The 26,814-nt window shown below is 41.9% G+C and carries 14 protein-coding genes; 1 reads left to right on the forward strand and 13 read right to left on the reverse strand.

Annotated features, from left to right (window positions below; genetic code table 11):
* Positions 1-73: 73 nt before the first annotated feature.
* The 13 genes from D0T85_RS20210 to D0T85_RS20270 form a co-directional block, all read right to left on the reverse strand.
* The gene (locus D0T85_RS20210) at positions 74-1,612 is read right to left on the reverse strand and encodes an alpha-N-arabinofuranosidase (RefSeq protein ID WP_163215325.1); all 1,539 of its coding nucleotides are present in this window, start codon (positions 1,610-1,612) and stop codon (positions 74-76) included.
* A 137-nt stretch (positions 1,613-1,749) separates the two neighbouring features.
* Complete coding sequence (locus D0T85_RS20215) at positions 1,750-3,678, reverse strand: glycoside hydrolase family 97 protein (protein ID WP_163215326.1); 1,929 nt, start codon at positions 3,676-3,678, stop codon at positions 1,750-1,752.
* 10 nt (positions 3,679-3,688) lie between these two features.
* Positions 3,689-6,040 carry a glycoside hydrolase family 127 protein gene (locus D0T85_RS20220; protein WP_163215327.1) on the reverse strand — a complete coding sequence of 784 codons (2,352 nt, stop codon included), beginning with the start codon at positions 6,038-6,040 and terminating at the stop codon, positions 3,689-3,691.
* A gap of 167 nt (positions 6,041-6,207) precedes the next feature.
* Complete coding sequence (locus D0T85_RS20225) at positions 6,208-7,803, reverse strand: xylulokinase (RefSeq protein WP_163215328.1); 1,596 nt, start codon at positions 7,801-7,803, stop codon at positions 6,208-6,210.
* A 98-nt stretch (positions 7,804-7,901) separates the two neighbouring features.
* A complete protein-coding gene (gene araA / locus D0T85_RS20230) occupies positions 7,902-9,395 on the reverse strand; it encodes an L-arabinose isomerase (RefSeq protein WP_203558537.1) in 1,494 nt (497 codons plus the stop codon).
* A gap of 358 nt (positions 9,396-9,753) precedes the next feature.
* A complete protein-coding gene (locus tag D0T85_RS20235; protein WP_163215329.1) occupies positions 9,754-10,437 on the reverse strand; it encodes an L-ribulose-5-phosphate 4-epimerase in 684 nt (227 codons plus the stop codon).
* Between the two features lie 130 nt (positions 10,438-10,567).
* Entirely contained in the window at positions 10,568-11,242 is a 675-nt protein-coding gene (locus D0T85_RS20240; RefSeq protein WP_163215330.1) for an NUDIX domain-containing protein, read from the reverse strand.
* Between the two features lie 88 nt (positions 11,243-11,330).
* Positions 11,331-13,010 carry a sodium:solute symporter gene (locus tag D0T85_RS20245; protein ID WP_163215331.1) on the reverse strand — a complete coding sequence of 560 codons (1,680 nt, stop codon included), beginning with the start codon at positions 13,008-13,010 and terminating at the stop codon, positions 11,331-11,333.
* 105 nt (positions 13,011-13,115) lie between these two features.
* Positions 13,116-14,249 carry an aldose epimerase family protein gene (locus D0T85_RS20250; RefSeq protein WP_163215332.1) on the reverse strand — a complete coding sequence of 378 codons (1,134 nt, stop codon included), beginning with the start codon at positions 14,247-14,249 and terminating at the stop codon, positions 13,116-13,118.
* A gap of 344 nt (positions 14,250-14,593) precedes the next feature.
* Entirely contained in the window at positions 14,594-15,424 is an 831-nt protein-coding gene (locus D0T85_RS20255; RefSeq protein WP_163215333.1) for a glycoside hydrolase family 16 protein, read from the reverse strand.
* 16 nt (positions 15,425-15,440) lie between these two features.
* Positions 15,441-17,792 carry a family 20 glycosylhydrolase gene (locus D0T85_RS20260; RefSeq protein ID WP_163215334.1) on the reverse strand — a complete coding sequence of 784 codons (2,352 nt, stop codon included), beginning with the start codon at positions 17,790-17,792 and terminating at the stop codon, positions 15,441-15,443.
* A gap of 1 nt (position 17,793) precedes the next feature.
* Complete coding sequence (locus tag D0T85_RS20265; RefSeq protein WP_163215335.1) at positions 17,794-19,419, reverse strand: RagB/SusD family nutrient uptake outer membrane protein; 1,626 nt, start codon at positions 19,417-19,419, stop codon at positions 17,794-17,796.
* Positions 19,420-19,438: 19 nt separating this feature from the next.
* Entirely contained in the window at positions 19,439-22,498 is a 3,060-nt protein-coding gene (locus tag D0T85_RS20270; RefSeq protein WP_239060780.1) for a TonB-dependent receptor, read from the reverse strand.
* Between the two features lie 202 nt (positions 22,499-22,700).
* On the opposite strand from D0T85_RS20270, the gene D0T85_RS20275 reads away from it, so the two are divergent.
* Entirely contained in the window at positions 22,701-26,627 is a 3,927-nt protein-coding gene (locus D0T85_RS20275; RefSeq protein ID WP_163215336.1) for a response regulator, read from the forward strand.
* The last annotated feature ends 187 nt before the right edge of the window (positions 26,628-26,814 follow it).

Below are 26,814 nucleotides of genomic sequence, written 5' to 3' on the forward strand. Positions count from 1 at the left end.
TACACTAGTTCCACGAAGTTGATATAAAAAAAATAAAACTTAGCGTAACTTGCGTAACTCTGCGTTTAACATATTATTTTATAGCAATTGTTACAATCGACTTAGCTGGTAATTTAACCTCTAATGTACCTTTGTTTAATTTTGCTCCTTTGAATTCCTTTACATTCACAACATTAGGATTTTCAAATGTATTGTAATCAGTGAGGTTTTTAGAGGTAAGAATTTCGCCGGTAACTGTTTTAGCTTTCAATCCAGAAAGATCAATAGTGATGTTCTGAGCATTGTCGGCATCTACATTCGATAATGAGATATGTACTATACCGTCTTTGCCTTTCGATGCTGTTGCGCTGATTAATGGCAATGTACGGTTATCGCGTACTGGCATTTCTTCGCACTTTATATCCAAAGGCAGGTGTGTAGCATCCTGATGAACTGCATACATTTTAAACACATGGTAAGTAGGAGTTAATACCATGCCTTTATCGTTGGTAAGAATCATAGATTGTAATACATTTACAATCTGTGCTATGTTAGCCATGGTAAGTCTTTCGGTGTATTTATGGAAAATATCGAAAGAAAGAGAAGCTACAAATGCATCGCGCAATGTATTTTGCTGGTAAAGATGACCGCCAATTGTACCCGGTTCTTCGTCCCACCATGTTCCCCATTCGTCAAGCAAAAGGTTAACTCTTTTCTTTGGATCATATTTATCCATGATAGCAATGTGCTTTTTCAATACATCTTCTACTTCGCGACATTTGCCCAATGTCCAGTAGTAATCGTCTTTATCGAAAATGGTTGCTGCACCTTTACTGCCACTCCATCCTTTTACTGTATAGTAATGCAAAGAAAGGCCTTGCATGTGGTTGCGGGCACGATCCATCAGTACTTCGGTCCAGTTATAATCGTAATCGCTGGCACCGCTGGCTATTTTATAGAGGTGGTTGCCATCGTAGTTGCGGCAATAGGTTGCATAACGACGGTAAAGGTCGGCATAATATTCGGGACGCATGCTTCCACCGCACCCCCAGCTTTCGTTACCAACGCCGAGGTATTTTACATTCCATGCTTTGTCGCGTCCGTTTTGACGGCGAAGTCTGGCCATTGGCGAGTCGCCATCGGAGGTCATGTATTCAACCCATTTGGCTAGTTCTTCTACTGTGCCACTACCTACGTTTCCGCTAATGTAAGGTTCGCATTCAAGGATTTCGCACAGGTTAAGAAATTCGTGTGTACCAAAGCTGTTGTCTTCGATGGTACCTCCCCAGTTGTTGTTTACCATTTTCGGACGGTTTTCGCGTGGGCCAATTCCGTCCATCCAGTGGTATTCATCAGCAAAACATCCACCTGGCCAACGAAGTACAGGTATTTTAAGATCTTTCAATGCATTTAAAACGTCGGAACGGTAACCGTTCTGATTAGGTATAGCTGAGTTTTCTCCCACCCATAATCCACCATAGATACAGGTTCCAAGGTGTTCGGCAAACTGACCATAGATTTCTTTTGGGATTATCTGGTTACCTTCCAGATCGACTTTAATACTCGCGTTTTTCTGGGCATTAGCTGATAAAGCCAGCAGTGCGCAGATACTTACTAAGATACTTTTCTTCATAATTACATGCTGTTATTGAGGTTTAAAATGTTTAAAATGTTGTTATAGCTATTAGTTTCATTTAGTTTTCTATATAGGAAACGTGATAGATAAATATAACAAAACAAACTCGAGTGGGAAGATTGAAATAGAAAAGACTATTTCGCATGAATAGTAAATCCTCCTTGAGAATTCATATTCACAACCAGCTCTCCTTTCTTATTAACTCTTGCTAATTGCATAGCGGCAGTTCCATCAGGGTTATCATAAATAACTTCCAACTCTTGTCCGGTTAACCAAGGCAAGGATAGGGTAAGCTTCTTACTTTCGGCTTCGGCATTGGTTCCGGCAATGTACCATTGGTTTCCATACCTGCGTGCCAATACACAATATTTACCTGGGTAGCCATCAATGAAACGGGTTTCGTCCCAAACGGTGGGTACATTACTAATGAAGTTTAAAACATAGTCCGGTTGTTCCTCTAAATTATTAGGAGTTACCCCCAGGTGTTGAATGGGCGATTGATAGATTACTGTTGTAGCCACTTGAAAGGCATCTGTTGTTTTCCGGATAGTTCCGTCCTTTTGATCCTTTGAAAAACGTTTATTTAAAAAGACTGGTCCGAAATCCATTGCCGAAACAGCATTACGCACAAATGGTAAGATGGTGCTTGAATACGCTTCCTTATCGGTAAAGTATTGACTAAACACCAAATTTTCTGATACCAATGCTGCTTCACTTGTTACGTGATTAGGATACATACGTTCCCAACCACGGGGCAAAGTTGTACCATGGAAATTAACGAATATCCCATGTTCGTTAGCATCAGTTAGTATGTCTTCGTAAAGTTTCATTGTTACTTGTTTATCGCCTCCGAAGAAATCGACTTTAATACCTTTAACTCCCAACGACTGCATCCATTTCATTTCTTTTTTGCGAGCAGGTGCTGTATCCATCCGATTATGCGGACCTTGTGGTGCATCGTTCCATGAGCCGTTAGAATTATACCATAGTATTACATCTACTCCTTTAGATTGTGCATAGGCAATAAGCGAGGGCATATTTTCATAACCAATCTGTTTATCCCACAAGGCATCAATAAGAATATATTCAAGACCCAAATCGGCAGCCAGGTCTATAAAGGTTACCTGATCCTGATAGTTGCAACTGATATCTTGCCAAAGTATCCAACTCCAGGTAGTTTTACCGGGCTTATATACTTGTGAGGGCTCGTAGATGGGTTTAACAACATCATAGGCAGAAGTAGTTTCAATAATTGGTTTAAGAGTTTCTCCTACTGTTATTGTTTTCCATGAGGTTGTTAGAGGTAAACGGGCTGTAACTGTTGCATCGCCAACACTATGATTTTCTTCTTTCTCGGGGAAAGAGATATGATAGCAACCCTCAGGGCTGCTTTCGCTTAGTTTGGTACCTGCATACTGGCTGCTTACTCCTGTTTCCGAAATCAATACCCAACCATCATTCCCCAGATGAAAAAGAGCAGGGAAAGTATAACCGATTCCGTATTTCGATGGTGTTCCAATGGGTTCGTCAAGGGTATATTCTTCTTCGTAGCTGGGCTTTGTACGCATCCATCCTTCGCCCCATGGAGCTTGTGGTGTTATGAAAGTCGTGGTATGAGTTGGAAAATCAAACCCGGTATTTTCTTTCAATATGGTACAATGTGTTTTATTGGGGGATGCTATTTGGTAAGCCAACGATATGTCATTGTTTGCTACCCGAAAGATTACAGATAAGGTGTCGCTCTGAGGATTTACATATTTACTTATCAATTCGTTTGCCTGATAGTGTATGCGACTTGCTTTTGCATGAGGCATTGTATATGATTCATCAACGAGGGTACGGGTATCGTTTATATGAACCAGATTGCTGGAAAAACTACCAATATTGGTTTCAAGACCCAATGGAGAGGGCTCGAGCATAGTTTTACCATTATAGGTTACAGTATATGATAATCCGGTACTATTTTTTTGAATATTGACAGACAAATTACCGTCGGGGCTTTGTACTTCCTGCGCACAAAGAATAGCAGGAAACAAAGATAAAGTTAAAAGTATTCTCTTCATATTTATTATTCTATTTTATTATTCTTACTTCAAATATCTTTCCGGTATTACCAGTATCGCCTGCTTCAAACCGAATACGATATTTACCATCGCTTAAACCAGTGGGTAAAGCCATTTCGCGGATCACAAAGCCCTCTTCTATGGGTGTATCTTTATAAACCCGGGCAAGTTTCTGACCATTTACAGATAAACGGGGTTCGTATTCAAGTTCGTTGTTTTGCATTACAAACTGTATTTTAGCTCCCTTGGTTATCTTCATTTCATAGCTGAACCAGCCACGGGCGCTGCGGAAGTGGCGGTTTTTATGGATACCGGTTGTGGATGCTTCCTGCTCAATAAAGTGGTCGGATTCCGGTTGTTGCTCGCCGGGGTAAACAATGTCTACCGTGCGGGCGGCAAGCTGGGCGGCTTGTTTTTCTTTGGCTTCTATTTCGGCTTTCTTCTGTACCCATTCTTGTGCGGTTACCTGATGTATATACACTGCATAACGGGAATTGTGCAAACGAAAGAATGGAATAAACTCAAGTGACTTAGCTGGATATGCTTCTCCTGTATAGGCAAAAGAGAGGTTACCAATATCTGACTTTTTAAAGTTAGCCAATATGTTTTGAGTTTCGCTTATTATCGTCGGTGCCTTGTCTAATGGAATTTTAGCACCATGGGCAATATGACCACCGCGGCTATCATCAGCATAGAGTCCGGTCATACTTTCCGTACCTGTTTTTGTAGCCAGTACAATAGGGCCGTATCTGAAAGAATAGTAATTGCGTTTATCCGGTAATTGCTCCATTTCCAGTTTCATCGGAAGGGTTACAACTACTTCATCTCCTTCTTTCCATTTACGATCGATAGAAAGATAGCCCATGTATAATCCCGGGTCAGAGACTTTTTGGCCATTGATATTTACTTCTATTTGCTGAAAATCGCCTGCCCATTCCGGGTAACGTACTCTTAGTGTGAATTGCTCATCATCTGCCTGTTCCATACGGAAACTAATTTTATTCTCATCGGGGAAACGGGTTTCCTGTACCAGAACAACTCCTTTATCCTGCCAGTTTACGCGTGAAGGGATAAAGAGATTAACCAATAAAGCATCTTCCTGATGTGCATAAATAAGTTCACCGTATTTGGTATGGTTTTCCAATCCTGAACCTACACAGCACCACATACTGGTTTGTGGTTGCGAGTAAACCCGGTAATGTCCCGGACGCATCGGGGTGAAGTACACAAATCCACCTTTCTCCGGTTCTTGAGAGGCTAAAATATGATTATACAAGGCACGCTCATAGTAATCTATGAATTGGGTATCCATGGTTGTTTGATAAAACATATTGCTTAAACGAAGCATATTGTATGTATTGCAGGTTTCAGGCCCTTCAATATCGTCTATCATGGGTTCGAAGTTGTCGGTAGCATGGAAATGTTCGCGTACACTGTTGCCTCCAATGCTTACACTACGGTTCTGTGTTACTGTTTGCCAGAAAAAACGGGAAGCATCATTCCATGCTTTATTGCCTTCGAGATCGGCAATGCGTTTGTACCCGATTACTTTGGGAATCTGGGTGTTGGCGTGCAAGCCAGTTAGTTTGTCTTCGTTTTCCAACAAAGGATTTAATATAGCCAGATGCGAGAAGCGTTTAGCCAGATCAAGATATTTGGATTCGCCGGTAAGGTCGTACACATCGGCAAATACCTCGTTCAGTCCACCGTGTTCGCTGCGTAACATATCCTGCATTTGGGTGTCGGATAAATCGGCGGTCACATCTATCATCCAGTCGGTTAACTTAACCAGCATTTCGAATGCTATTTCGTTATGCGCAAATATATAAGCGTCGCGCAAGCCCGCATAGGTTTTGTGTATGTTATACAAGGGCACCCATTTGCCGTTGAGGTCGAAGCCTCCGGCGCGGATGTTTCCTTGTTTAATTTCTTTCCATAGGTTGATGCTGCCGGGTGTACCTCCGATAAATCCGGTGCGTACCTGTTTCTGGCACTGCCAGAGCTCATTTATCATATAGTCTAACCGACGTTTCACTTCGGCATTGCCTGTGGCGGCGTACATCATGGATAGGGCAGAAAGATAATGCCCACCAATATGTCCATCCAATCCGGTGTTTTCCCAGTTGGTATACGATTGTGCTTTAGGTGTAAGACCAGCTTCGCGAAGATAAGGAGCGAGAAGTCGGTCGGGTTCCATTTCAAGGATATACTTTAAATCTACTTGTTGTGCTTGTAAGAATGGGCTGTCAAGTAGTTCAACATCGCTTAAGTTAAAGAGTTCTACTTGTTTTTGCGGTTGAGCAAAAAGGGTAACAGGGGATAATAAAATAATAAGGGAGATGATAAACTTCATAGTAACCACAGGATTTTAGATGTTTTTTAGACACGGATTACGCGGATTACACGGATTAATAAGTTAGTAGCTAGTAGTTAGTAGCTAGTAGAAATCTATGCAGCATTGCTACTAACTACTAACTACTAACTACTAGCTACTAACCTATTAATCCGTGTCATCTGCGTCATCCGTGTCTATTTCTTATATTTTACTGCTGCTGCTTCAATAGGAAGTGCTGCCTTGTAGCTCTCGATGAATTTGTTGAAACCTTCTACATCTTCATCCGAAGGTGATATCTCAATACCTGCTTCTCCACCAAACACATGTTTGTGAAGGAAATCGGCAAGAGATTGTTTCGTATCATTGTTCACTAAGTAAGAACCCAGCAATGCAATACCCCAAGCACCACCTTCACCAGCTGTTTCCATTACAGAAATCGGCGAATTTAATGCTGCGGCAAGTATTCTCTGCCCTACGGTTTTGGTTCTGAATAATCCACCATGAGCCGTAATTCTATCAACTTTAACTTTTTCTTCATTGAAAAGAATGTCGTTACCAATCTTTAAAACGCCAACAGCCGATTGCAGGTGTGCGCGCATGAAGTTAGCCAGATTAAATGTGTCATTGGCCGAGCGTACAAACAAGGGTCTTCCTTCAGCAAGTCCAGTTATGGGTTCACCTGAAATATAATTGTATGAAAGCAATCCTCCACAATCCGTATCGCCGGTTAGCGCATGGTTATAAAGTTCTTCATATATTTTATCCATATCTACAGGTATGCCCAGCAATTGCTGGTATTCTTTGAAGAGGTTTACCCAGTCGTTGAGGTCGGAAGTGCAATTGTTGCAATGCACCATGGCTACTAAACTTCCGTCGGGAGTTGTTACCATATCAATCTCTTCGTGGGGTTTAGACAAGTCTTTCTCTAATACAATCATTGAGAATGATGAAGTACCTGCCGATACATTTCCGGTGCGTTGCTCTACAGCGTTGGTTGCTACCATACCGGTTCCGGCGTCTCCTTCGGGCGGACAAACAGGTACTCCTGCCTTGAGGTTACCGGATACGTCGAGCTTCCGGGCTCCTTCTGCTGTAAGTATTCCGGCATCTTCGCCTGCTGATAGTACTTCAGGCAGAATGTCGAGCAGTTTCCAATTGTATCCTTTGCCTACAATCAGGTTATCGAACTTGGTCACCATGTGGGCGTAGTAGTTCTTGGTATCAGGATCTATGGGAAGCATACCCGATGCATCGCCTATACCTAATACTTTTTTCCCTGTTATTTGCCAATGGATATATCCGGCAAGTGTTGTCAGAAAATCAATATCCTTCACATGTTCTTCGTTGTCCAGAATAACCTGGTACAAGTGAGAAATGCTCCATCTTAATGGAATGTTATACACAAACAGTTCCGACAATTCGGCTGCTGCCTGTCCGGTATTGGTGTTTCTCCAGGTACGGAAAGGTACAAGAATCTCTTCTTTTTTATTGAATGCCATATAGCCGTGCATCATGGCGCTAACACCAATGGCTGCCAGATTCTCTATTTCAATGCCATATTTGTTCTTTACGTTTGAACGAAGGTCGGCATAGCAATCCTGTAACCCATGCCAGATTTCATCCATGCTGTATGTCCAGAGTCCATTTATCAATTGGTTTTCCCAAGCATGGCTTCCTTGTGCTATCGGTTTGTTCTCCTGGTCAATCAAAACAGCCTTAATTCTAGTAGATCCAAGCTCTATACCCAGAATTGCTTTGCCTGCTTCGATGACTGATTTTGCGTTTATCATTTTAGTTGAGAGTTGAGAGTTGAGAGTTGAGAGTTAAAGCTGAAAGTTATCATGCGGCATCGTAACTCTCAACTTTCAACTCTCAACTCTCAACTGGATTATTTAAGCATATAATATATCTCGTTCATGCGGAGTTCTTTCTTGAAGCCTTCCATAGTAGTGTTTTCGTCAATCACAACCATTTCGATGCCTGCTATTTCGGCATAGTCTTCAAAGTACTCGGTAGTGAGGTCGAGCGTGAATGCTGTGTGGTGTGTTCCACCTGCCAGAATCCATGCTGCTGCACCTACTTCAAAGTTTGGACGAGGAATCCACAGTGCGGATGCTACAGGAAGTTTTGGAAGTTCCTTGCTCTTGATTGAGTCAACCTTGTTCACAATCATACGGAAGCGGTTACCCATATCTACAATAGTAGCAGCAATACCTTCGCCTTGTTTAGAAGTAAATACCAGACGGGCAGTTTCACTGTCGATACCAATGCTCAAACGGTGTACTTCCAGTTTGGGTTTATGTTCGGCTACAAGCGGACAAACTTCGAGCATGTGTGCTTGCAGGATAGAACTGTTTGCACCATCGAAGTTCAATGTATAGTCTTCCATGAACGAGCAACCGTTTGGCATTCCCTGACCCATAAACCATACTGTGCGATAAAGGGCAGCTGTTTTCCAGTCGCCTTCTCCACCAAAACCGAAACCTTCGGCCATGAGGCGTTGACTGGCCAATCCGGGTATCTGATCCATTAATCCCAGGTCGTTGAAGTTTGTTGTGAAACCTTTTGCGCCTGTTTCTTTAAGGATACGACGGATAGCGATTTCTGCTTTTGCTGAGTTCCATACTTTGGTATAAGCTTCGGTTCCTTCTTTTTCGAGTTCGGGAACGTGATCGTATAGTTGGAAATATTCGGCAACGAGGGCTTTAACGTCGGCATCTGATACTGCTTTGTAGTATTCCATCAAATCGTTTACCGGAACGTAATCTACGTGGTAACCTAAACGCATTTCGGCTTCTACTTTATCGCCATCGGTTACGGCTACGTTGTTCATCTGGTCGCCAAAGCGGATGATTACCATATCCTGTGCATCGGCCCATGCGGCTGATACACGCATCCAAACGGCTAGTTTGGCTTGCGTTGCAGCATCTTGCCAGTGGCCGGCAACGATTTTGCGTGGTTTACGCATGCGGGCAGTAATGTGTCCGAATTCACGGTCGCCATGAGCACTCTGGTTGAGGTTCATGAAGTCCATGTCCATTGTATCCCAAGGAATTTCTTTATTGTATTGTGTGTGGAAGTGGCAGAATGGCTTTTTCAGTTCTTGCAAACCGTGTATCCACATTTTAGCGGGGCTGAATGTGTGCATCCATGTAATTACACCTACACATTTTTCATCGTTGTTGGCAGCCTTCATTACAGTTGTTACTTCTTCCGAGCTGTTGGCTGTTCCTTTATATACTACTGGGAAAGGTAGTTTACCCGACTCGTTGAGTCCTTTAACCATTTCGTTACTGTGTGCATCTACTGCTACTACTGCGTCTCCTCCGTACAATAGTTGGGCGCCTGTTACCCACCATACTTCATAATTTTCAAAAGCCATGATTATTTTTTTTAATGTTAATGATTTGATATTCTTTTTTACTGAGGCTGTATCAAAACTCCAATCGGTCTTTGAATTAATTACAGTTTGTAAGCAAGGGCTTACAGCCCTTGCTTACAAACTGTAATTAATTCAAAGAACATTCTTTATTTTGACACACCCTCCTGTTAAGAGGCCAACGGCCTCTATGCAGTAGCGTAGGGCAAAGCCCTACGTTGACAAATTATATTGCATTGTGACCCCAACGGGGTCAACTTTAAACACATTGCGTTGACCCCGTTGGGGTCAATGTGGTGCTTTACCGGATACGTAGGGCGTTGCCCTACGCTATTGCGATGAGGCCGTTGGCCTCTGCTATTTATTGTCCGTAATAGGCACCGGGCCCATGTTTACGGCTAAAATGTTTCTCTATTAAGAGAGGGTTCATTGTTAAATTGGGATTAGCAGCAAAAGCAATGCTTGCCATCTTTGCTACCTGTTCCATTACTACAGCGTTATGAACTGCGCTACCCGCGTCGGGTCCCCAAGAGAAAGGTCCGTGGTTTTTAACCAGTACGCCCGGCGTATGAACAGGATTTAATCCTTCGAAGCGTTTCACAATTACATTTCCTGTTTCCAGTTCATAGGCGCCTTTTACCTCTGCTTCAGTCATATCGGCTGTGCAGGGAATGGCATCGTGAAAGTAATCGGCATGGGTAGTACCAATGTTGGGAATATCTAATCCGGCTTGTGCCCACGCTGTGGCATAAGTTGAATGTGTATGTACCACACCACCAATTTCAGGAAAAGCTTTATATAATGCTAAATGAGTGGGAGTATCAGAAGATGGTTTGAGTTTTCCTTCAACGATGTTTCCATCAAGGTCTACCACTACCATGTCTTCTGCTTTCATATCATCATAAGATACCCCACTTGGTTTTATCACAACCAACCCCGACGCACGGTCGATGGCCGAAACATTTCCCCAGGTAAAGATCACCAAACCGTGTTTTACTAGGTCGAGATTGGCTTGAAATACTTCTTGTTTTAATTCGTTGAGCATAATAATTTTTATTTAGACACGGATGACGCGGATTGCACGGATTATAATACACGGATATTATTTATGATTTGCACAGATATTAATCCGTGTTATTTAATCCGTGCAATCCGCGTCATCCGTGTCTAATAAATTACAGTTTAAACTTAGGATCTTTGCGATATGCCTTATCATTAAACTGATACAGGGCAGCACCACGTTTCGATCCCATTTTATCTATTTTATCAGTCTTTTCAATAAAGTCCATTTCGGCTACCCGTTTACGGAAATTGCGTTTATCCAATTCTTCGTCGTAAATAGCTTCGTACAAACTTTGCAGTTGAGACAGGGTGAACAATTTTGGCAGAAGATTAAACCCAATAGGACGTGTAGATGCACGGGCCTGCATGCGTTTACGCGCTTTTTCTACCATTTCGTTATGATCAAAAATTAGAGGTGGAATCTCTTTAATATTGATCCAGAAAGCATTATGCTCTTTCACCAGTTTATGATCATAATCATTAATGTTTATCAAAGCATAATAAGCTAACGATATAACCCTCTCACCCGGATCGCGACTAATATCTCCGAAAGCCCCCACTTGCTCCATATACACATCCTCCAGTCCGGTGAGTTCATGTAGAACCCGCTTAGCGGCATCGTCGGCACTTTCGTCTTCCTGAACAAAACCACCCATTATGGACCATTCGCCCATTGCCGGTTGAAAGTTACGTTTGAGTAACAATAAACTGATTTCATCTTCATTGAAACCGAAGATTATACAGTCTACAGCTACATAGAACTTGGGATGTTGATTATAATAATTCATAAGTTTTTAAGTTTTTGAGTTTTTAAGTTTTTGAGATTTAATTCATGGCAAATTGCCTTAAAAACTCAAAAACTTAAAAACTAAAACACTACCAGAAATAGATATAGAACGCTGCTGTTATACCTAAAATAATGATTGTGTGAATAACATCCCATTTACCCCAACTGGCGCGGGTTTCGGCTTTTTGTTCTTCGGTAGCTGTACCAAATACCAATCCCTGTATTTTCTCGGGCGATGGAGCTTTGGTAGCCAAACTAACAAAGTACACAACCAATAAACAGAACAAGAACATCCAACCGCAGAAGAACAACCAGTTCAAATCATAGAATAAGTATTTGAATAGGTTATCGCTTGCAGCTTCGGCATTACTATAATATACTTTGGCTCCAAGACGAGTCAAACCAATAATCATACCCGAGATTAATCCCCACATACCACCTTGAGCGCTGGCACGTTTCCAACAGATACCCAACAAGAATGCAGCCGCAATACCCGGAGCCAACACCGATTGAACATCCTGTAAGTAAGTGTATAACACATCGCCCACACTACGCATAATAGGTATCCACAGGATTCCAAGAATTACAATAACAACTGTTGCTGCCTGACCGATAGCTACCAGTTTCTTTTCGGATGTTTGTGGTTTGAAACGTTTGTAAAAGTCGATTGTAAATAACATAGCCGACGAGTTAAACAACGATGCCAAAGAACTCATTAATGCAGCAAGAATACCACAAACTACCAACCCTTTCACACCGGCAGGAAGCAATTTTGCTACCAATGTTGGGAAAGCCGCATCGGCATTGTGTACACCATTTTCCATGATTGGAAGGAAGTTACCTGTTTTTTGGTGAAGAGCAAAAGCAATCATACCCGGAATAAGGAACAGGAATACCGGAAGCAGTTTAAGATAAGCTCCGAAGATAGTACCACGACGGGCTTCTTTCTGGTTTTTACCCGAAAGCACACGTTGAACAATAAACTGGTCGGTACACCAATACCAGAAACCAATGATAGCCGAACCTATTAACGCTCCCAACCAAGGGAAGTTAGGGTCGCCGTTATTGCGTATCAGGTTAACCATTGAATCGCCATATTCGTTAACGGTGGTTGCACCGGCAATTTTCATCATTTCGTCCCAACCGCCCAGTTCTCTGAAACCAAGTACAAGAATAATTAAAGAACCGAGTAAAAGAATAGGGGTTTGAAGCACAGAAGTATAAAGTACCGACTTCATACCTCCAAATATTGTATAAAGTGCAGTGATAAGTACAAGGCCAATGGCAGCAATCCAGAAGAAATCAATGCCCCAAAGTTTATCAATGCCAAATACTTGTTGGAATACCAATCCTCCGGCATATACAGTTACAGCTACTTTTGTCAACACATAACTTACCAGCGAAATTACCGATAATATGGTTCTCGACTGTGGGTTGTAACGACGTTCAAGGAACTCGGGCATGGTATAAACCATACTTCGGGTATAAAAGGGAACAAATACCCAACCCAATATCAAAATCATCCATCCCTGAATTTCCCAATGCGCCATAGCCATACCGCTTGATGCACCAGCCCCGGCAAGTCCGATTAAGTGTTCAGAACCAATGTTCGATGCAAAAATAGAAGCACCAATAGCTATCCATGTAGCGTCACGTCCACCAAGAAAATAATCGGCAGAGTCATTTTGTTTTTGTCTGACTACCCAGACGATAATTCCTATCAGAGCCAAAAAGAATACTCCGATTACAAGCCAATCCCAAAATTGCATAATATTTAGTTTTAAGTTATGAGTATTGAGTTATGAGTTATGAGTATTGAGTTATGAGATTTATGCAGCATTGCAACTCAAAACTCATTACTCACCACTCATTACTTATTTCGTAAATTTGTAAATACAGCGACTATTATATGTCTGTCCCGGTTCAAGAATTACCGAAGGCCATTCTGGTTTATTGGGGCTATCGGGATAGTGTTGTACTTCCAGACAGATTCCGGTACGTTGGTTGTAAGTTATACCATTTTTACCTTTTACAGTTCCATCGAGGAAGTTTCCTGTATATACTTGTATACCCGGTTCGTTGGTATAAACTTCTACAGAGATACCAGATTCTGGTGAAGTTACTTTTGCAGCCAGTTTATTAACATCAAGATTGGTATTCAGTACCCAGTTATGGTCGTAACCGTTACCATTTTTCAGTTGAGCGAAGTCGAAGTTGTCAATCTCCTCTCCTACCTTTTTAGGAGTATTGAAATTCATTGGTGTGTCTTCAACCGGAAGTATTTCGCCGGTAGTCATAAATGTATCGTCAACCGGAGTAAATTCGTTTGCATTGATATAAAGAATATCGTTAGTAATTGGTTTTGAAGCATCGCCCGACAAATTAAAATATGAGTGGTTTGTCATATTAATGATTGTTTTCTTATCGGTGGTGGCTTCGTATTTAATGTCGATAGCATTATCGTCTGTTAGGGTATATGTAACTGTTGCTGTTACATTTCCCGGATAGTTTGCATCTCCGTCGGGAGATAGAAGAGTCATTTTAACAGCTTTATCATTTAGCTGTGTTGGTTTGAATACTTTGTATTGCCATCCCTGTGGACCACCGTGAAGGCTATGGCCAAAATTATTTTGTGGCAATTGAATTGTATCACCATCAATTACAATTACACCATCTTTTATACGGTTAGCATAACGGCCAATTGCTGCACCAAAGTCACTGGGTACATTAATATAATCCTGAATGTTATCGAATCCCAGTACAACATCTTTCATAGTTCCGTTTTTATCGGGTACCATAATAGATACTATTCGTGCACCAAAGTTTGTGATGCATACTTCCATACCTGCCTGATTCTTTAATGTATAAAGACTTACAGACTCTCCGTTTATCTCCGTTTGAAAACTTTGAGGATTCAAACCAGAAAGTGTTAGTTCGGTAGCAGTCTTATTGCCACATGAACAAACCAGTAAAGATGCTAATCCAAGGGATAATAATTGTTTCTTCATGGTTGTGTGTTTGATGATAATTTTTAGTAAATGAGGTACTTAAATCAATTTGAGTGTAAAAGTAACACTATACGGTGTAAGTTGTACACTTATTCAATATGTTATACAGCATAAAATGCAAAAAAGAGTAGAAGCGCGAAGGCGCGAAAGGAAGAAGGCGCGAAAGGAGACCAAAAGCATAACTGATAATCAATCAGTTACAGTACCACGATTTTTTTAGACCTGAGAAAAAAGTACCACGCCTGTGGTACAAAAGTATCACGCCTAAGATACATTTGTATCACAGGCGTGGCACTTTTGTATCACAGGCGTGGTACAAAAAGACAAAAAGAAAGTGTTTCAATCTACAAAGAAATCACCCGTACCCAATCTACCCACATTTCACCGGGTAAATCTTCATCGTGTATTTCTCCCGGCCAGGTAGGATTACCGTTTAAAGTTCCTCCTAACGAAAAATTCAGGATAATGTTATATGGAAAATCACAAAATGGATATTGCAATTGCTCTGCATCCAGATGCAAGTTTTCATATTTCCAGGTTTCCTTACCATCCACATAGAATATCAATTCTTTCTCTGTTCTATCAACTGCGTAAACATGATCTTTGGTTACATCAAAACTCTTGTCTGGTGCCGGATTTGTTTCACCGGCAGAGCCACCTTCGCCGTTGGTATAGAATGTATGAACGGTTTGATAAATCTGTGTAGGTGTGCCCTGTACCCATTCCATCACATCTATTTCCCCGCTTTTGGGCCAAGGAAGTCCGCCTATGGGCATTTGCCAGATGGCCGGAAAAGCTCCTCTAACTAAGCCACTCAACCGGGCTTTTACTTCCAGACGGGAGTTGCAGGGAAAACCGATCTTTGAAAATACGCCTCCGTTTTTATATACTTCACCATCTTTACGGGCTCTGATTTTCAGATAACCATCTTCTACTTTCACATTTTCATATCCTTCTACATGCCTGAAGTGTTGAGACCAGGCATTATTGGCATAAGTGCATAGTTTCCACACGGCAGTGTCGGGTATGGCCGACTTGCCATCAAAATCGTCAGCAAACAACAAATCCTGTTTGGGTGCGTCTTTATTGCCATTTTTTCTTCCTGTACAGTTTATTGCAGTCAGAGACAGAACAACTAAACTTATACAAAACAATAAGCGTTGAAATCTTTTCATATAAAATAGTTTTTAATTAATGCCAAAGCATGTTTGCTGTGATGGCTTCGAATTTTTCGTTGTCACTTTTGCGCAGGCTGATGCTTCCGTTGTTCCAATTAGAGGGCCATCCTCCTATGATATGTCCTAGAAATACTGCTTTGATTTCGTGTAATCCTTTTGCCAACGCCACCGAAGTGTCTTTGCGCGAATAGCGTTTTACTTCTCCCCGGTTATTTACCATCAGTTTACCATCTATCCAAACTTCTTCCAGATTAGACGAGATATAATACACACCATCCTCTGCAACATCTACATAACCTGTGGCAATGGAAGCATACTGTTTTACTCCCCGCATAGACTCGGTAGATTTTACATAAGTCACCATTTCCTTTGTTTCTTTAATTATCCGGTTGGCAACAGGACTTTTACCGGCCTTCTCCAGTTCATCTACATGAAGATACATGCCTTCAATAATCTGCATATTGAGCCCGGGTGATAGATTTTCAACATTCAGTGCAGGTGCCAGGTTCTGTTTCTCTACCTGGATAGTACGTATGCTACTTAACTTACCTGTAGGAAGCAATGTGGCAATCTTCAACACACCGCTTTGGGTAAACACAATGGGAGTTTTATAAACAGTAGATTGTGCAACCGGGTCGGTTCCGTCTGTTGTATATACCATTACTTCGGGCCTGCTGGTAGTAAATTCCAGCAATGCGCTATCGGTAAAAGCCACATAATTGCAAGAGCCATGGGGTTGTTCGGGCAATGGAATATGATAATGAATGGTATGCCCATCCATGCGTTTATATGCATTATGGATACGACGTTCAAAATCATTGTAATCTTTCCGGCTGGGGGTTGTCCATGCTACCTCGGCAAGAGCCAACGCTCCCGGAAAGGTATGATATTCCCGGATGTTAGTTGTATAAAGGTATTCGCTCCACACATTGGCCTGTACACCTATTATATGATGATCTTTTTGGATAGATACCAGCGTATCGGGTACAGGGTTATAGCTATAGGTCTTTTTCAATGGAGAATATCCACCAATGGCTACTGGTTCTATTTTACTGTCGCCCTGATAGTAGTCCAGATAAAAACCATTCGGACCCGGAGTCATAATAGCATCGTGTCCTGCCATGGCGGCTGCTATTCCACCTTTCTCTCCACGCCAGGACATTACCGTGGCTGTTGGTGCTAATCCGCCTTCCAGTATTTCATCCCAGCCGATAATCTTTCTGCCATATTTGGCCAGGTATTTTTCCATACGCTGTACCACATAACTTTGCAGTTTCTCTTCTGCCGTATGTTCTTTATCGCCTTTCAGTCCTTCTTCACGGATGCGTTTCTGACACAACGAGCAGGCTTCCCAACTGGTTTTCGGACTTTCGTCGCCACCTATATGAAAATATGTACCGGGGAATAAAGCTACCAGTTCATCGACCACATCTTCCAGAAACCGGAATGTTTCTTCTTTACCGGCACATAGTACAATGTCTTCTACTCCCCAGATAATACGTGGAGTAATGGCTCGGCCGGTACAGGACAACTCCGGATAAGCAGAGATGGCAGCCAGTTCATGCCCGGGTATCTCTAACTCGGGAATAATGGTAATAAACCGTTCTGCAGCATAGTTTACTACTTCCTTAATTTCTTCCTGTGTATAAAAGCCTCCGTATTCGGTTCCTTCACCATCAATACGCCAGGAACCAACTTCGGTGAGCCGGGGATATTTCTTTATTTCAATACGCCAACCCTGATCGTCGGTAAGGTGCCAATGCATACGGTTTATCTTGAACAGCGCCAACACATCCAGTTGTTTTTTAATATCGGCTACAGATATAAAATGCCGGCATGGATCAATCAGTATTCCCCGGTGTGTAAATCGCGGTTCGTCGGTTATGTTAACGGCTTGTGCTGTCCAGTCCATTGTGGGTACAATCTCCTGACTTTCTATTTCGGCCGGAAGCAATTGCATAAAGCTTTGCATACCATAAAATAACCCTTGAGAAGTTTTGGCAACCACATTTACAGCAGTAGGCGTTACAGTAAGATGATAACCTTCGTCTTTCAACTCAAGAGAAGGGTCGATAGTCAGACTTATTTTTCCTTCGTCGGCAATAGCAAACTTGTAGCCGGTAGAGCGTTCCATTTTAGAAATGAAATACGCTGCCACAGCTTTTGCATCAGGGGTATTGGCATCGAAAGTAACTCCGGACACCAATTTAAAACGTCCTTCTTGTTGTATAAGGGTTTGAGGCATGGGTATAATATTAATGCCTTCGTTGTACGACTTTACCGCCGGCGAATTGTTTTCGCAAGCGGTAAAGCAACCCATTAACACAACTGTACAAAGTACGGTTAACAGTTTTTTTATCTTCATATTATTTCCATTCTTTATGTTGTTCCAGCTTAGAATTGCTGTCGATCTCAGCTCGTGGTATTGGCCATACTTCATCTTGTGCACCACGATATGTACGGCTGTAACCGCTGTAATTTATACCATAAACAGTTTCATCGCGTTGCATACGCTTAACATTGTTTTCCCATTCGCCCCAGCGATAAAGGTCGGCAAAACGAAGATCTTCAAAAGCTAACTCTACTCTACGTTCGTGACGTACAATGGCTCGCAATTGCTCCTGCGATAATCCGGTACCTTCTACATCTTCAACAGCGGGCATTCCTACACGGGCACGTACCTCATTTATGTGTTTAGTAATCTCGCTCTGCGAATATCCTCCTTTTTCTATCATGGCTTCAGCCAACGAAAGCAATACTTCGGCATACCTTATTATATAGAAGTCGAGGCTTCCGTCATATTCATTGGCGGTATCATTGGGAGTAAACCATTTGCGAATAGCACAAGTAGATACGGCAGCCATTTTGGTATTTACATAATCGTACACTTTGCCATTCCATTCCATGCCCGGTACCATCAATGTAGCTTTCAAACGAGGGTCGCGGTTTTCAAAACGTACCAAATCGGGAGCAGTCACATCATAGTCTTCTACATTTCCCTGATATAAGGGCGACTTGTCGAGGGGTAAACCGTCAGTGCAATAAAACTCGTCGCACAAATTCATAGAGCCCTCTATGGCATTCATCGGAGCACTCCAGCAAATTCCAAATGTACTTCCTTCTCCCAACCCGGGTCCTCTGAAATGTACACTCAACAATACTTCATCACATGTTTCATTGGCTACAGTAAAGAGATCAGCAAAATTGGCAGCATAGTCAGTACCATCTCCTGATTTAAAAAGTTGTACTTTACCCACTACCTTTCCATAGGCAGCAATGGCTTTCTCCCATCTTTGGTCAAAAAGGGCTATACGTCCCATTATGGCATACGCTGCTTCCTGGCTCATTCGTCCTTTTGCTTCGCTTCCTTTTGCTGGCAATTTCGGATTGTTAGCTTCCATATCGGCCAATATAGCATTTACAATCTCGGTTTTCAATGTTTTAGGTGCTTCCGCCTCTTTCAATGTCAATGGCTTATCCAGATAAGGAACATCACGGAACACAGAAATCAGGTTTGTATATCCCAATGCACGAAGAGCAATAGCTTCTGCTTTATATATCCCGATTTGTTCTTCTGTCATTGGAATACGATCAATATTAGCAATCAGCATATTGCAACGTTTAATTAATTCGTAGTTTGCATTCCAATATTTTGGAAAATAATAATCTGCTGTCGAAGAAGTTCCCCGGGCAATATTACTTCCCACCATCCACGAACCCCAGCTATGGTGTCCGTTATCGGTACTTGTTTCGCGCATCAAGAAACCAAATCCGTCGGCATCTATATAGTCGTCGTATAAATTATCACTTTGCAAGGCGTCATAACATGCAGCCAATGCCATCAATGCATCATCCTCGGTTTGCCAATAAGTATCTTCCGAAACCTGATTGGGATTATTAACTTGAAAAAAGCTGTCCGAACACGACACAGTAAGCAGCATACAACCGGAAACCAGCAAACTTCTTATTATAACATGTATATTTACTTTCATAATTGTACTTTTCTTTAGATTAGAAATTGATATTTACGCCAAATGAATAAGTGCGCGAATTGGGATGTATATCGTTACGTCCGTCTGAAGATACTTTTTCCGGATCCCAGTGATCCAACGATGTAAAGGTTAACAAGTTAGTTGCTGCAAAGTAAACACGTAATTTAGATATTCCCAACTTAGCAAACTGATTGAACGTATATCCTAATTCCAAATTTTTCAAACGAAGGTAATCAGCTTTTTCGAGCCAGAATGATGAATAATAATCATTGGTAGAATTACCCAACGCCGGCATTTTACCATTTGGATTAGTTTCCGAGTAACGATCCAACCAACGGTCGGTAAGGTTACCACGTATATCGGTTGTAGTTTCCCAACTATATCGGTATATACCTGCTACACCTTGCCAGAAGGTAGAGAAATCGAGACCTTTCCAACCAAATCCAAGATTAAATCCATATGAGTAAGATGGAAACGGATTACCAATAATTACACGGTCGTCGGCAGTGATATTTGCATCATCATTCCAATCATCATACATAATATCACCCAATTTCGGAGCTGCACCATTTTGTTTTATCACCTCACCTTTTGAATTGGTACGTTGTAAATCGGCTTCTGTGCGGTATATACCTATGGCTTTATAACCAAAATAAGCACCTATGGGCTCACCTACCCTATTTATATTATTACTACCTATTGATTCTGTTAAAGTACCCATTTCAAGAATCTTATTCTTTACATGATTGATATTGAAACCTGCATGCCAATTCCAGTCACCTTTACTATCGTTGTACATTACACTCCATTCCCAACCACGGTTGCGTACAGCGCCCACATTCTGATAAGGAGCACCTAACGAACCAAGGAAAATACCCGGCATGGGAAGTTTCATCAAAATATCAGTTGTTTTCTTATCAAACCATTCAAAGGTAGTAGACAGGCGGTTGTTGAAGAAGCCCAGATCAATAGCTATGTTAGAAGTACGTGTGGTTTCCCATTTAATATCCTCGTTAGGAATAGATGTTTGTGCCATGCCTGCTTGTGGGTCACCACCTTGATTGAAGTAATAGTTACCCGATGCCCCAAGGGTAGTAGTATAGGCATAACTACCTATCTCCTGATTACCTAACTTACCCCATGATAAACGCAGTTTACCAAACAGCCAATTGTAATCTTCCATAAACGATTCGTTTGAAAATATCCAGCCGGCAGATACTGATGGGAAGGTAGCATAACGATTACTTTTAGGCATGCGCGAAGAGCCATCGCGACGTATATTCATTTCTAATAAATAACGATCGGCATAATTATAGTTGATGCGGCCAAAGAAAGACTGCAATTTATATTCGCCCGAATAGCCGGAAGCACCCGGATTTTTTGTTCCGCCATTCAGTTCGTAAATTGTTTCGGTAGGAAAACCTTGCTTACTTGCCGATGTGGTATAATAGCGATAACCTATGAGTGAGTGACCTAACAACACATTGATGCTGTGGTTGCCAAACTTCTTATCGTACGTCAACAGGTTTTCGTTGGTCCAGGTTCCTTCTCTCCAATAATAATCACTCAATGAGTTGTTGGCGCCTCCTGATTTAACAACTTCTCCCTCTGCATTGTAAATAGGATCTCCCTTTGGCCTATATGTTTTGGTTGCATTAAGATAGAATGCGTATGCAAAGCTGGTTTGAAACTTCAATCCGTCAATTAAATCGATACCGGCAAATGCCTTTCCGTTGAAACGCCATGCTTCGTTATTGCGGTAACCTACACTCATAGCTTCCAGTGGATTCTTCACCATTTCGGCATTTAAACTTGTTCCGTCAACATATCCATAGTGTCCGTTCGAATACCGAATAGGTACGGTAGGGCGGGTAAACCACGATACATAACGCATTATACTACTTTCGCCACTGGGTGCTACAGCCGGAGCCTCTACATTGTTTTTGTTACCCGACACGTTAAGACCAAAAGTGAAACGTTCATATTTACTATCCACATTCGAGCGGAACGAAATACGCTCAACTCCGGTATATTTCATAATCCCTTTTTGATCGGCATACGAAATTGAAGTCATGTAGTGCGTATTTTCATTACCTCCTGATACCGAAAGGTGGTGTTGGTGCATGCCAGCATTACGCATTACGGCATCCAGCCAGTCGGTATTGGCATAATGGTCGGGGTCGGAACCATCCTGAAGCTTCCGTAGTCCTTCGTCTAAAAAAGTGCCCGGTGCTACTTCGTTCTTCATCAATGCCCAGTTATAACCATCCACAAAGTTTGGAGTAATACCCGGAGTTTGCAATGTATAATTGCCTGAGTAGTTTACATTTACTTTACCTGCCTTACCCCGTTTGGTAGTAATAAGGATAACTCCATTGGCGGCACGCACCCCATAAATGGCAGCCGAAGCGGCATCTTTCAATACGGAAATGTTATCAATATCTCCCGAAGGTATATCACTGATTTGCGACAGTGTACCTTCAACTCCATCAATTAATAACATCGGATTGTTTTGTCCGAAAGTACCGATACCACGTATCCGGATTTCCGGATTGTCGTTACCGGCCTGTGCCCCGTTTTGGGTTAATACCAGTCCCGGCATGCGTCCCTGAAGCAAAGTAGCAGTGTTGGCTACAGGAATGTCTTGTATATCTTTTGATGATACCGAAGACACCGACCCGGTAAGATTTACTTTTTTCTGGGTGCCATAGCCTACCACTACTACTTCGTCCAACAATTCACTATCTTCTTTTAAGGTTAGCATCAGTGGCGAACCATTCCATACAACTTCTTGCGGATGGTATCCCACATACGAAATTAAAATAGTACTCCCTTTGGGTACATTGGGTAAAGAAAATCTTCCTTCGGTGTCTGTAATAGTACCGTTTGCGGTTCCTTTTACAACAACCGAAGCACCAATTACTGTTTCGCCCATCGCATCTTTTATAATACCGGTACACGTTTCGCTTTGTTGCACAATGGTTACACCGGTTGCATCAAAGTTACCTGCCCATACTGCTCCGGTGGGAAGTGTTGCCAGAAGCAGTACCATACTTACTGATTGTAGATGTTTTAACATACATATTTTTTTGAGGTTAATAAAGCACCTTTCGGTTTTATCTGGAACAAAGATAGGTGTAGAAGCCCTAGAACAGTTTTTAATAATAACTATTAAGTTTTCAATTATAACTAAAAGCGCCCTTTTTAGCGTTCGTGGTTACTTGTGTACCGATGAAAACGCTATCTTTGTTAGGCTATTATTCATTTTACATCTAATTATTATGAAAACAGGAAGATACTTCAGTTTCTGCTTTACTGCAATATTCATCCTACTATTGTTTAATAACAAACCTTTGTATGCCAAACATTACCTTTATAAACAAATCTCGTTGAAAGCAGGGTTGCCATCAACCCTTCGTTGCATCTTTGCCGATACCAAAGGATTTATCTGGACCGGCACTAAAGGAGGACTGGGGCGATTCGACGGAAACGAACAAAAGAAATACATCCACCAACGGGGAAACCCGAATTCGCTTCCGGGTAACGTTATTTATCAGATTCAGGAAGATCCTTACCACAACCTGTGGGTTATGACCGATAAGGGTATTGCACGTTACAATTATCGAACCAACGATTTTACTCCGCTGATAGACGAAAACGGTGAGAATTTTATAGCCTACTCGGCTTACTGGTGGAAAGATCGTTTGCTGTTTGGTGGAAAGAACACCGTTTATGTGTATGATAATGACAAAAACACGCTGAACGTATTGTTTAAACTGGAAAACCAACACAACTTCGATATTATTAAACTAATGCTTGCCACACCAGATACCTTGCTTTGTTGCAGCCGATGGGAAGGGATATGTACCATCAATCTGCAAACCGGGGTTTCTGCTATGGCACCTTTTGGATGCGGAAAAGAAATCACAGACCTGTTTGTCGACTCTAAACAGCGTATCTGGATTGCACCTTACAACCAGGGATTGCATTGCTTTACTGCCGACGGAAAAGAGATTGCTTCTTACACTACCCGGAATTCCCGCCTTAGCAACGATATTGTACTTTCTATGACCGAGCGTAAAGAACAAATCTGGATAGGAACCGATGGCGGTGGCATTAATATACTGAACCCGGAAAACGGAGAATTTACTCACCTGAAACACATACCCGGCGATAAACAGTACTCATTGCCTACCAACTCTATTAACTGCTTGTACATAGACGATTATAATAATATGTGGATAGGAGGAATTTTCAATGGATTAATCAACATGCGTGAGGTGTCCATGAAAACGTATACCGATGCCCTGTCGAGCAGCAATTTAGGATTAAGCAACAATATTGTATTGAGTCTTTATCAAGACGATTCGGAATTGATATGGATAGGCACCGACGGCGGAGGCATCAACAGCTTTAATCCCTATACGGAAGTTTTTAAATACTACCCCTCTACCAGTGAAGATAAAGTTACCTCTATTTGTCCCTTTGCTCCGGGTAAGCTATTGTTTTCTGCCTTCTCGGATGGTATCTATATATTCGATACTGCTTTGGGCACAAAAACGCCATTCACTGTTATCGACGAAGCAACTACCACCAATTTATGCAAACATGGTAACTCGGTATATTTGTATCGCAATGCTCCCGACCAGGTATTACTGCTGGGCGATCATGTGTATGTGTACAACCTTAAACAGCAAACATTTACTATTGCTACCGAACAACCCGAAGGCCTTATTTATTGGGGCACCTTGCAGGCAATTGACAGTAAGGAAGATTGCACCTACTTATTCGATTTTAAACGGCTTTATAAGTTAGATCATCAAACCCTTTGCCTTACACCTTTGTTTGTGTGCAACGATGAAATGTGTATTTATGCTGTGGCTTACGAAAAGGAAGGAAACTTCTGGATAGGTACCAACCAGGGATTAAACCGTTATACTCCGGGCATGGAGAATCTTGAACCTGTACCCACAAACCTGTTTACGGAAATCTCGTCGGTTGTATGCGACCCGCAGGGAAAGATATGGATAGGTGCAGAAAACAGGCTTTTTTCTTATCTACCACAAGAAAACAAATTTATTCTTTATGGTGAATCAGATGGAGCCACACCCAACGAATATGTTCCCAGGTCGCAACTGGTAAGCAAACAAAAAGATACATATATGGGTGGTGTTAAGGGTTTACTGCACATAGGCAGTAACCGGATAGCAGGTATGGTGAAAATGCCGGATCTGCAATTGTCGGATATTATACTTAATGGTGAATCCGTGAACAGTAAACCCAACAAGAAACAAGATGTTCTTTCTGTTCCGTGGAACAGCAACCTTACCTTGCAGATAATGACGAAAGAAGAAGATATTTTCAGGCAGAAACTATACAGATACCGGATAGAAGGACTGGATAATACCTACACCGAATCGTACAATCCCGAGGTTGTTTTTCGTGCACCGCGTCCGGGCAGTTACAAAATCATGGTTTCGTGTACTGCCAAAGATGGTAACTGGATTCCCGACCGGCAGTTACTGGAACTCACCGTTCGCCCACCCTGGTATCAGTCGTGGTGGTTTTTGCTGGGTTGTTTTCTGGTGGTTCTCGAAACTTTCCGCAACCTGTTAAAGCGCAAAGAGCATAAACTGAAATGGGCCATGAAGGAGCACGAACAACAGGTGTACGAAGAAAAAGTACGTTTCCTTATTAATATAAGTCATGAGTTACGCACCCCACTTACCTTAATATATGCTCCACTAAAACGCATACTGAAATCACTACCGCCCAACGATAGTCAATACCTGCCGTTAAAGGCCATCTACCGGCAATCACAACGAATGAAAGCCCTGATTAATATGGTGCTTGATGTACGCAAAATGGAGGTAGGAGAATCTAAGCTATATATTGAGCCGCACCTGTTAAACGAATGGATTGAACATATTTCGCAAGATTTCGTTAAGGAGGGCGAAGCCGAACATGTGCACATCCGCTACCAGTTAGATTCGCAGATAAAATCGGTAAGCTTCGACAAAGATAAATGTGAAATTATTCTTAGCAACCTGCTTATCAATGCCTTAAAACATAGTCCACAGAATTCATACATAACCATTGTTTCGGAAACACTGCCCGGTGGCAACCGCGTGCGTATATCTGTATCCGACCAGGGATGCGGAATAGAGCAGGCTGATATGCAAAAACTCTTTACCCGTTTTTATCAGGGAACCGGAGAAAAGAACGGAACCGGGATTGGTCTTTCGTACTCTAAGATACTGGCCGAACAACATGCCGGCTGTCTGGGTGTACGCAACAACCTTGGTGCGGGAGCTACTTTCTTTTTCGAATTACCATTGAAACAAGATGCTGAAGAGATCATCTGCCGACCAAAAGCTTATTTGAATGAATTGATAGCCGACGAAAGTTGCGAAATAATTCCCGGTGAAGAAAGCCTTGATACAACCAGCAACACCATATTGATTGCCGACGATGATCCGGATATGACCGACTTCCTTAAGAAATCGCTGGAAGAACACTTTAAACATATTGTTGTTGCCGCTAATGGTGCAGAGGCTTTTCGACTTACCCAAAGCCATGTACCTGATATTATTATCAGCGACATAATGATGCCCCGCATGAATGGTTATCAGCTTTGCAAACAGATTAAAGAAGATATTACCGTTAGCCACATTCCTATCATATTGCTCACCGCCCGCGACGATGACCAGAGCCAGAAAGATGGATATAAAAATGGAGCAGATGCGTATTTAACCAAACCATTCGAGGTGGATATTTTGCTTGAATTAATACGAAACCGTTTGAAGAACAGAGAAGTTACAAGGAAACGGTATATGAATGCGGGCCCGGTACCTGTTCCAGAGGAAACAACTTTCAGTCAGGCAGATGAAACTTTCCTTTTAAAACTAAACAAAATTATTCAGGATAATATAGCCAATTGCAGTTTGGACATTGCTTTTATATGCAAAGAAATTGGTATGAGCAGAGCTTCACTTTACAACAAGCTAAAAGCGCTTACCGATATGAGTGCTAATGAGTACATAAATAAGTTCAGAATGGAAAAGGCCATACAGTACATAAACAATACAGATATGGTGTTTACCGAAATTGCCGAAAAGGTGGGGTTTGCAACATCTTCTTATTTCAGCACAGCATTTAAGCAGTACATGGGCGAAACGCCAACGCAGTATAGGAAAAAGAAGAATTAACACAGAGTCACAGAAACACGGAGCTTTTCCTTGTGCTGAACACGGAGGCTTCGCTTTTGTCGTACAATAACACAAAATAGGCCAACAGCCAATGTCATCAAGTTAAGAAATCCCGAAGGGATTGAATTTGAATAACCCCCAGTGAAGGGCGAAGCCCGACTGGGGGGATGCGTATCCCTATAACTCA

This window comes from Bacteroides sp. 519 (genome assembly GCF_010500955.1).
Lineage (GTDB): Bacteria > Bacteroidota > Bacteroidia > Bacteroidales > Bacteroidaceae > Bacteroides.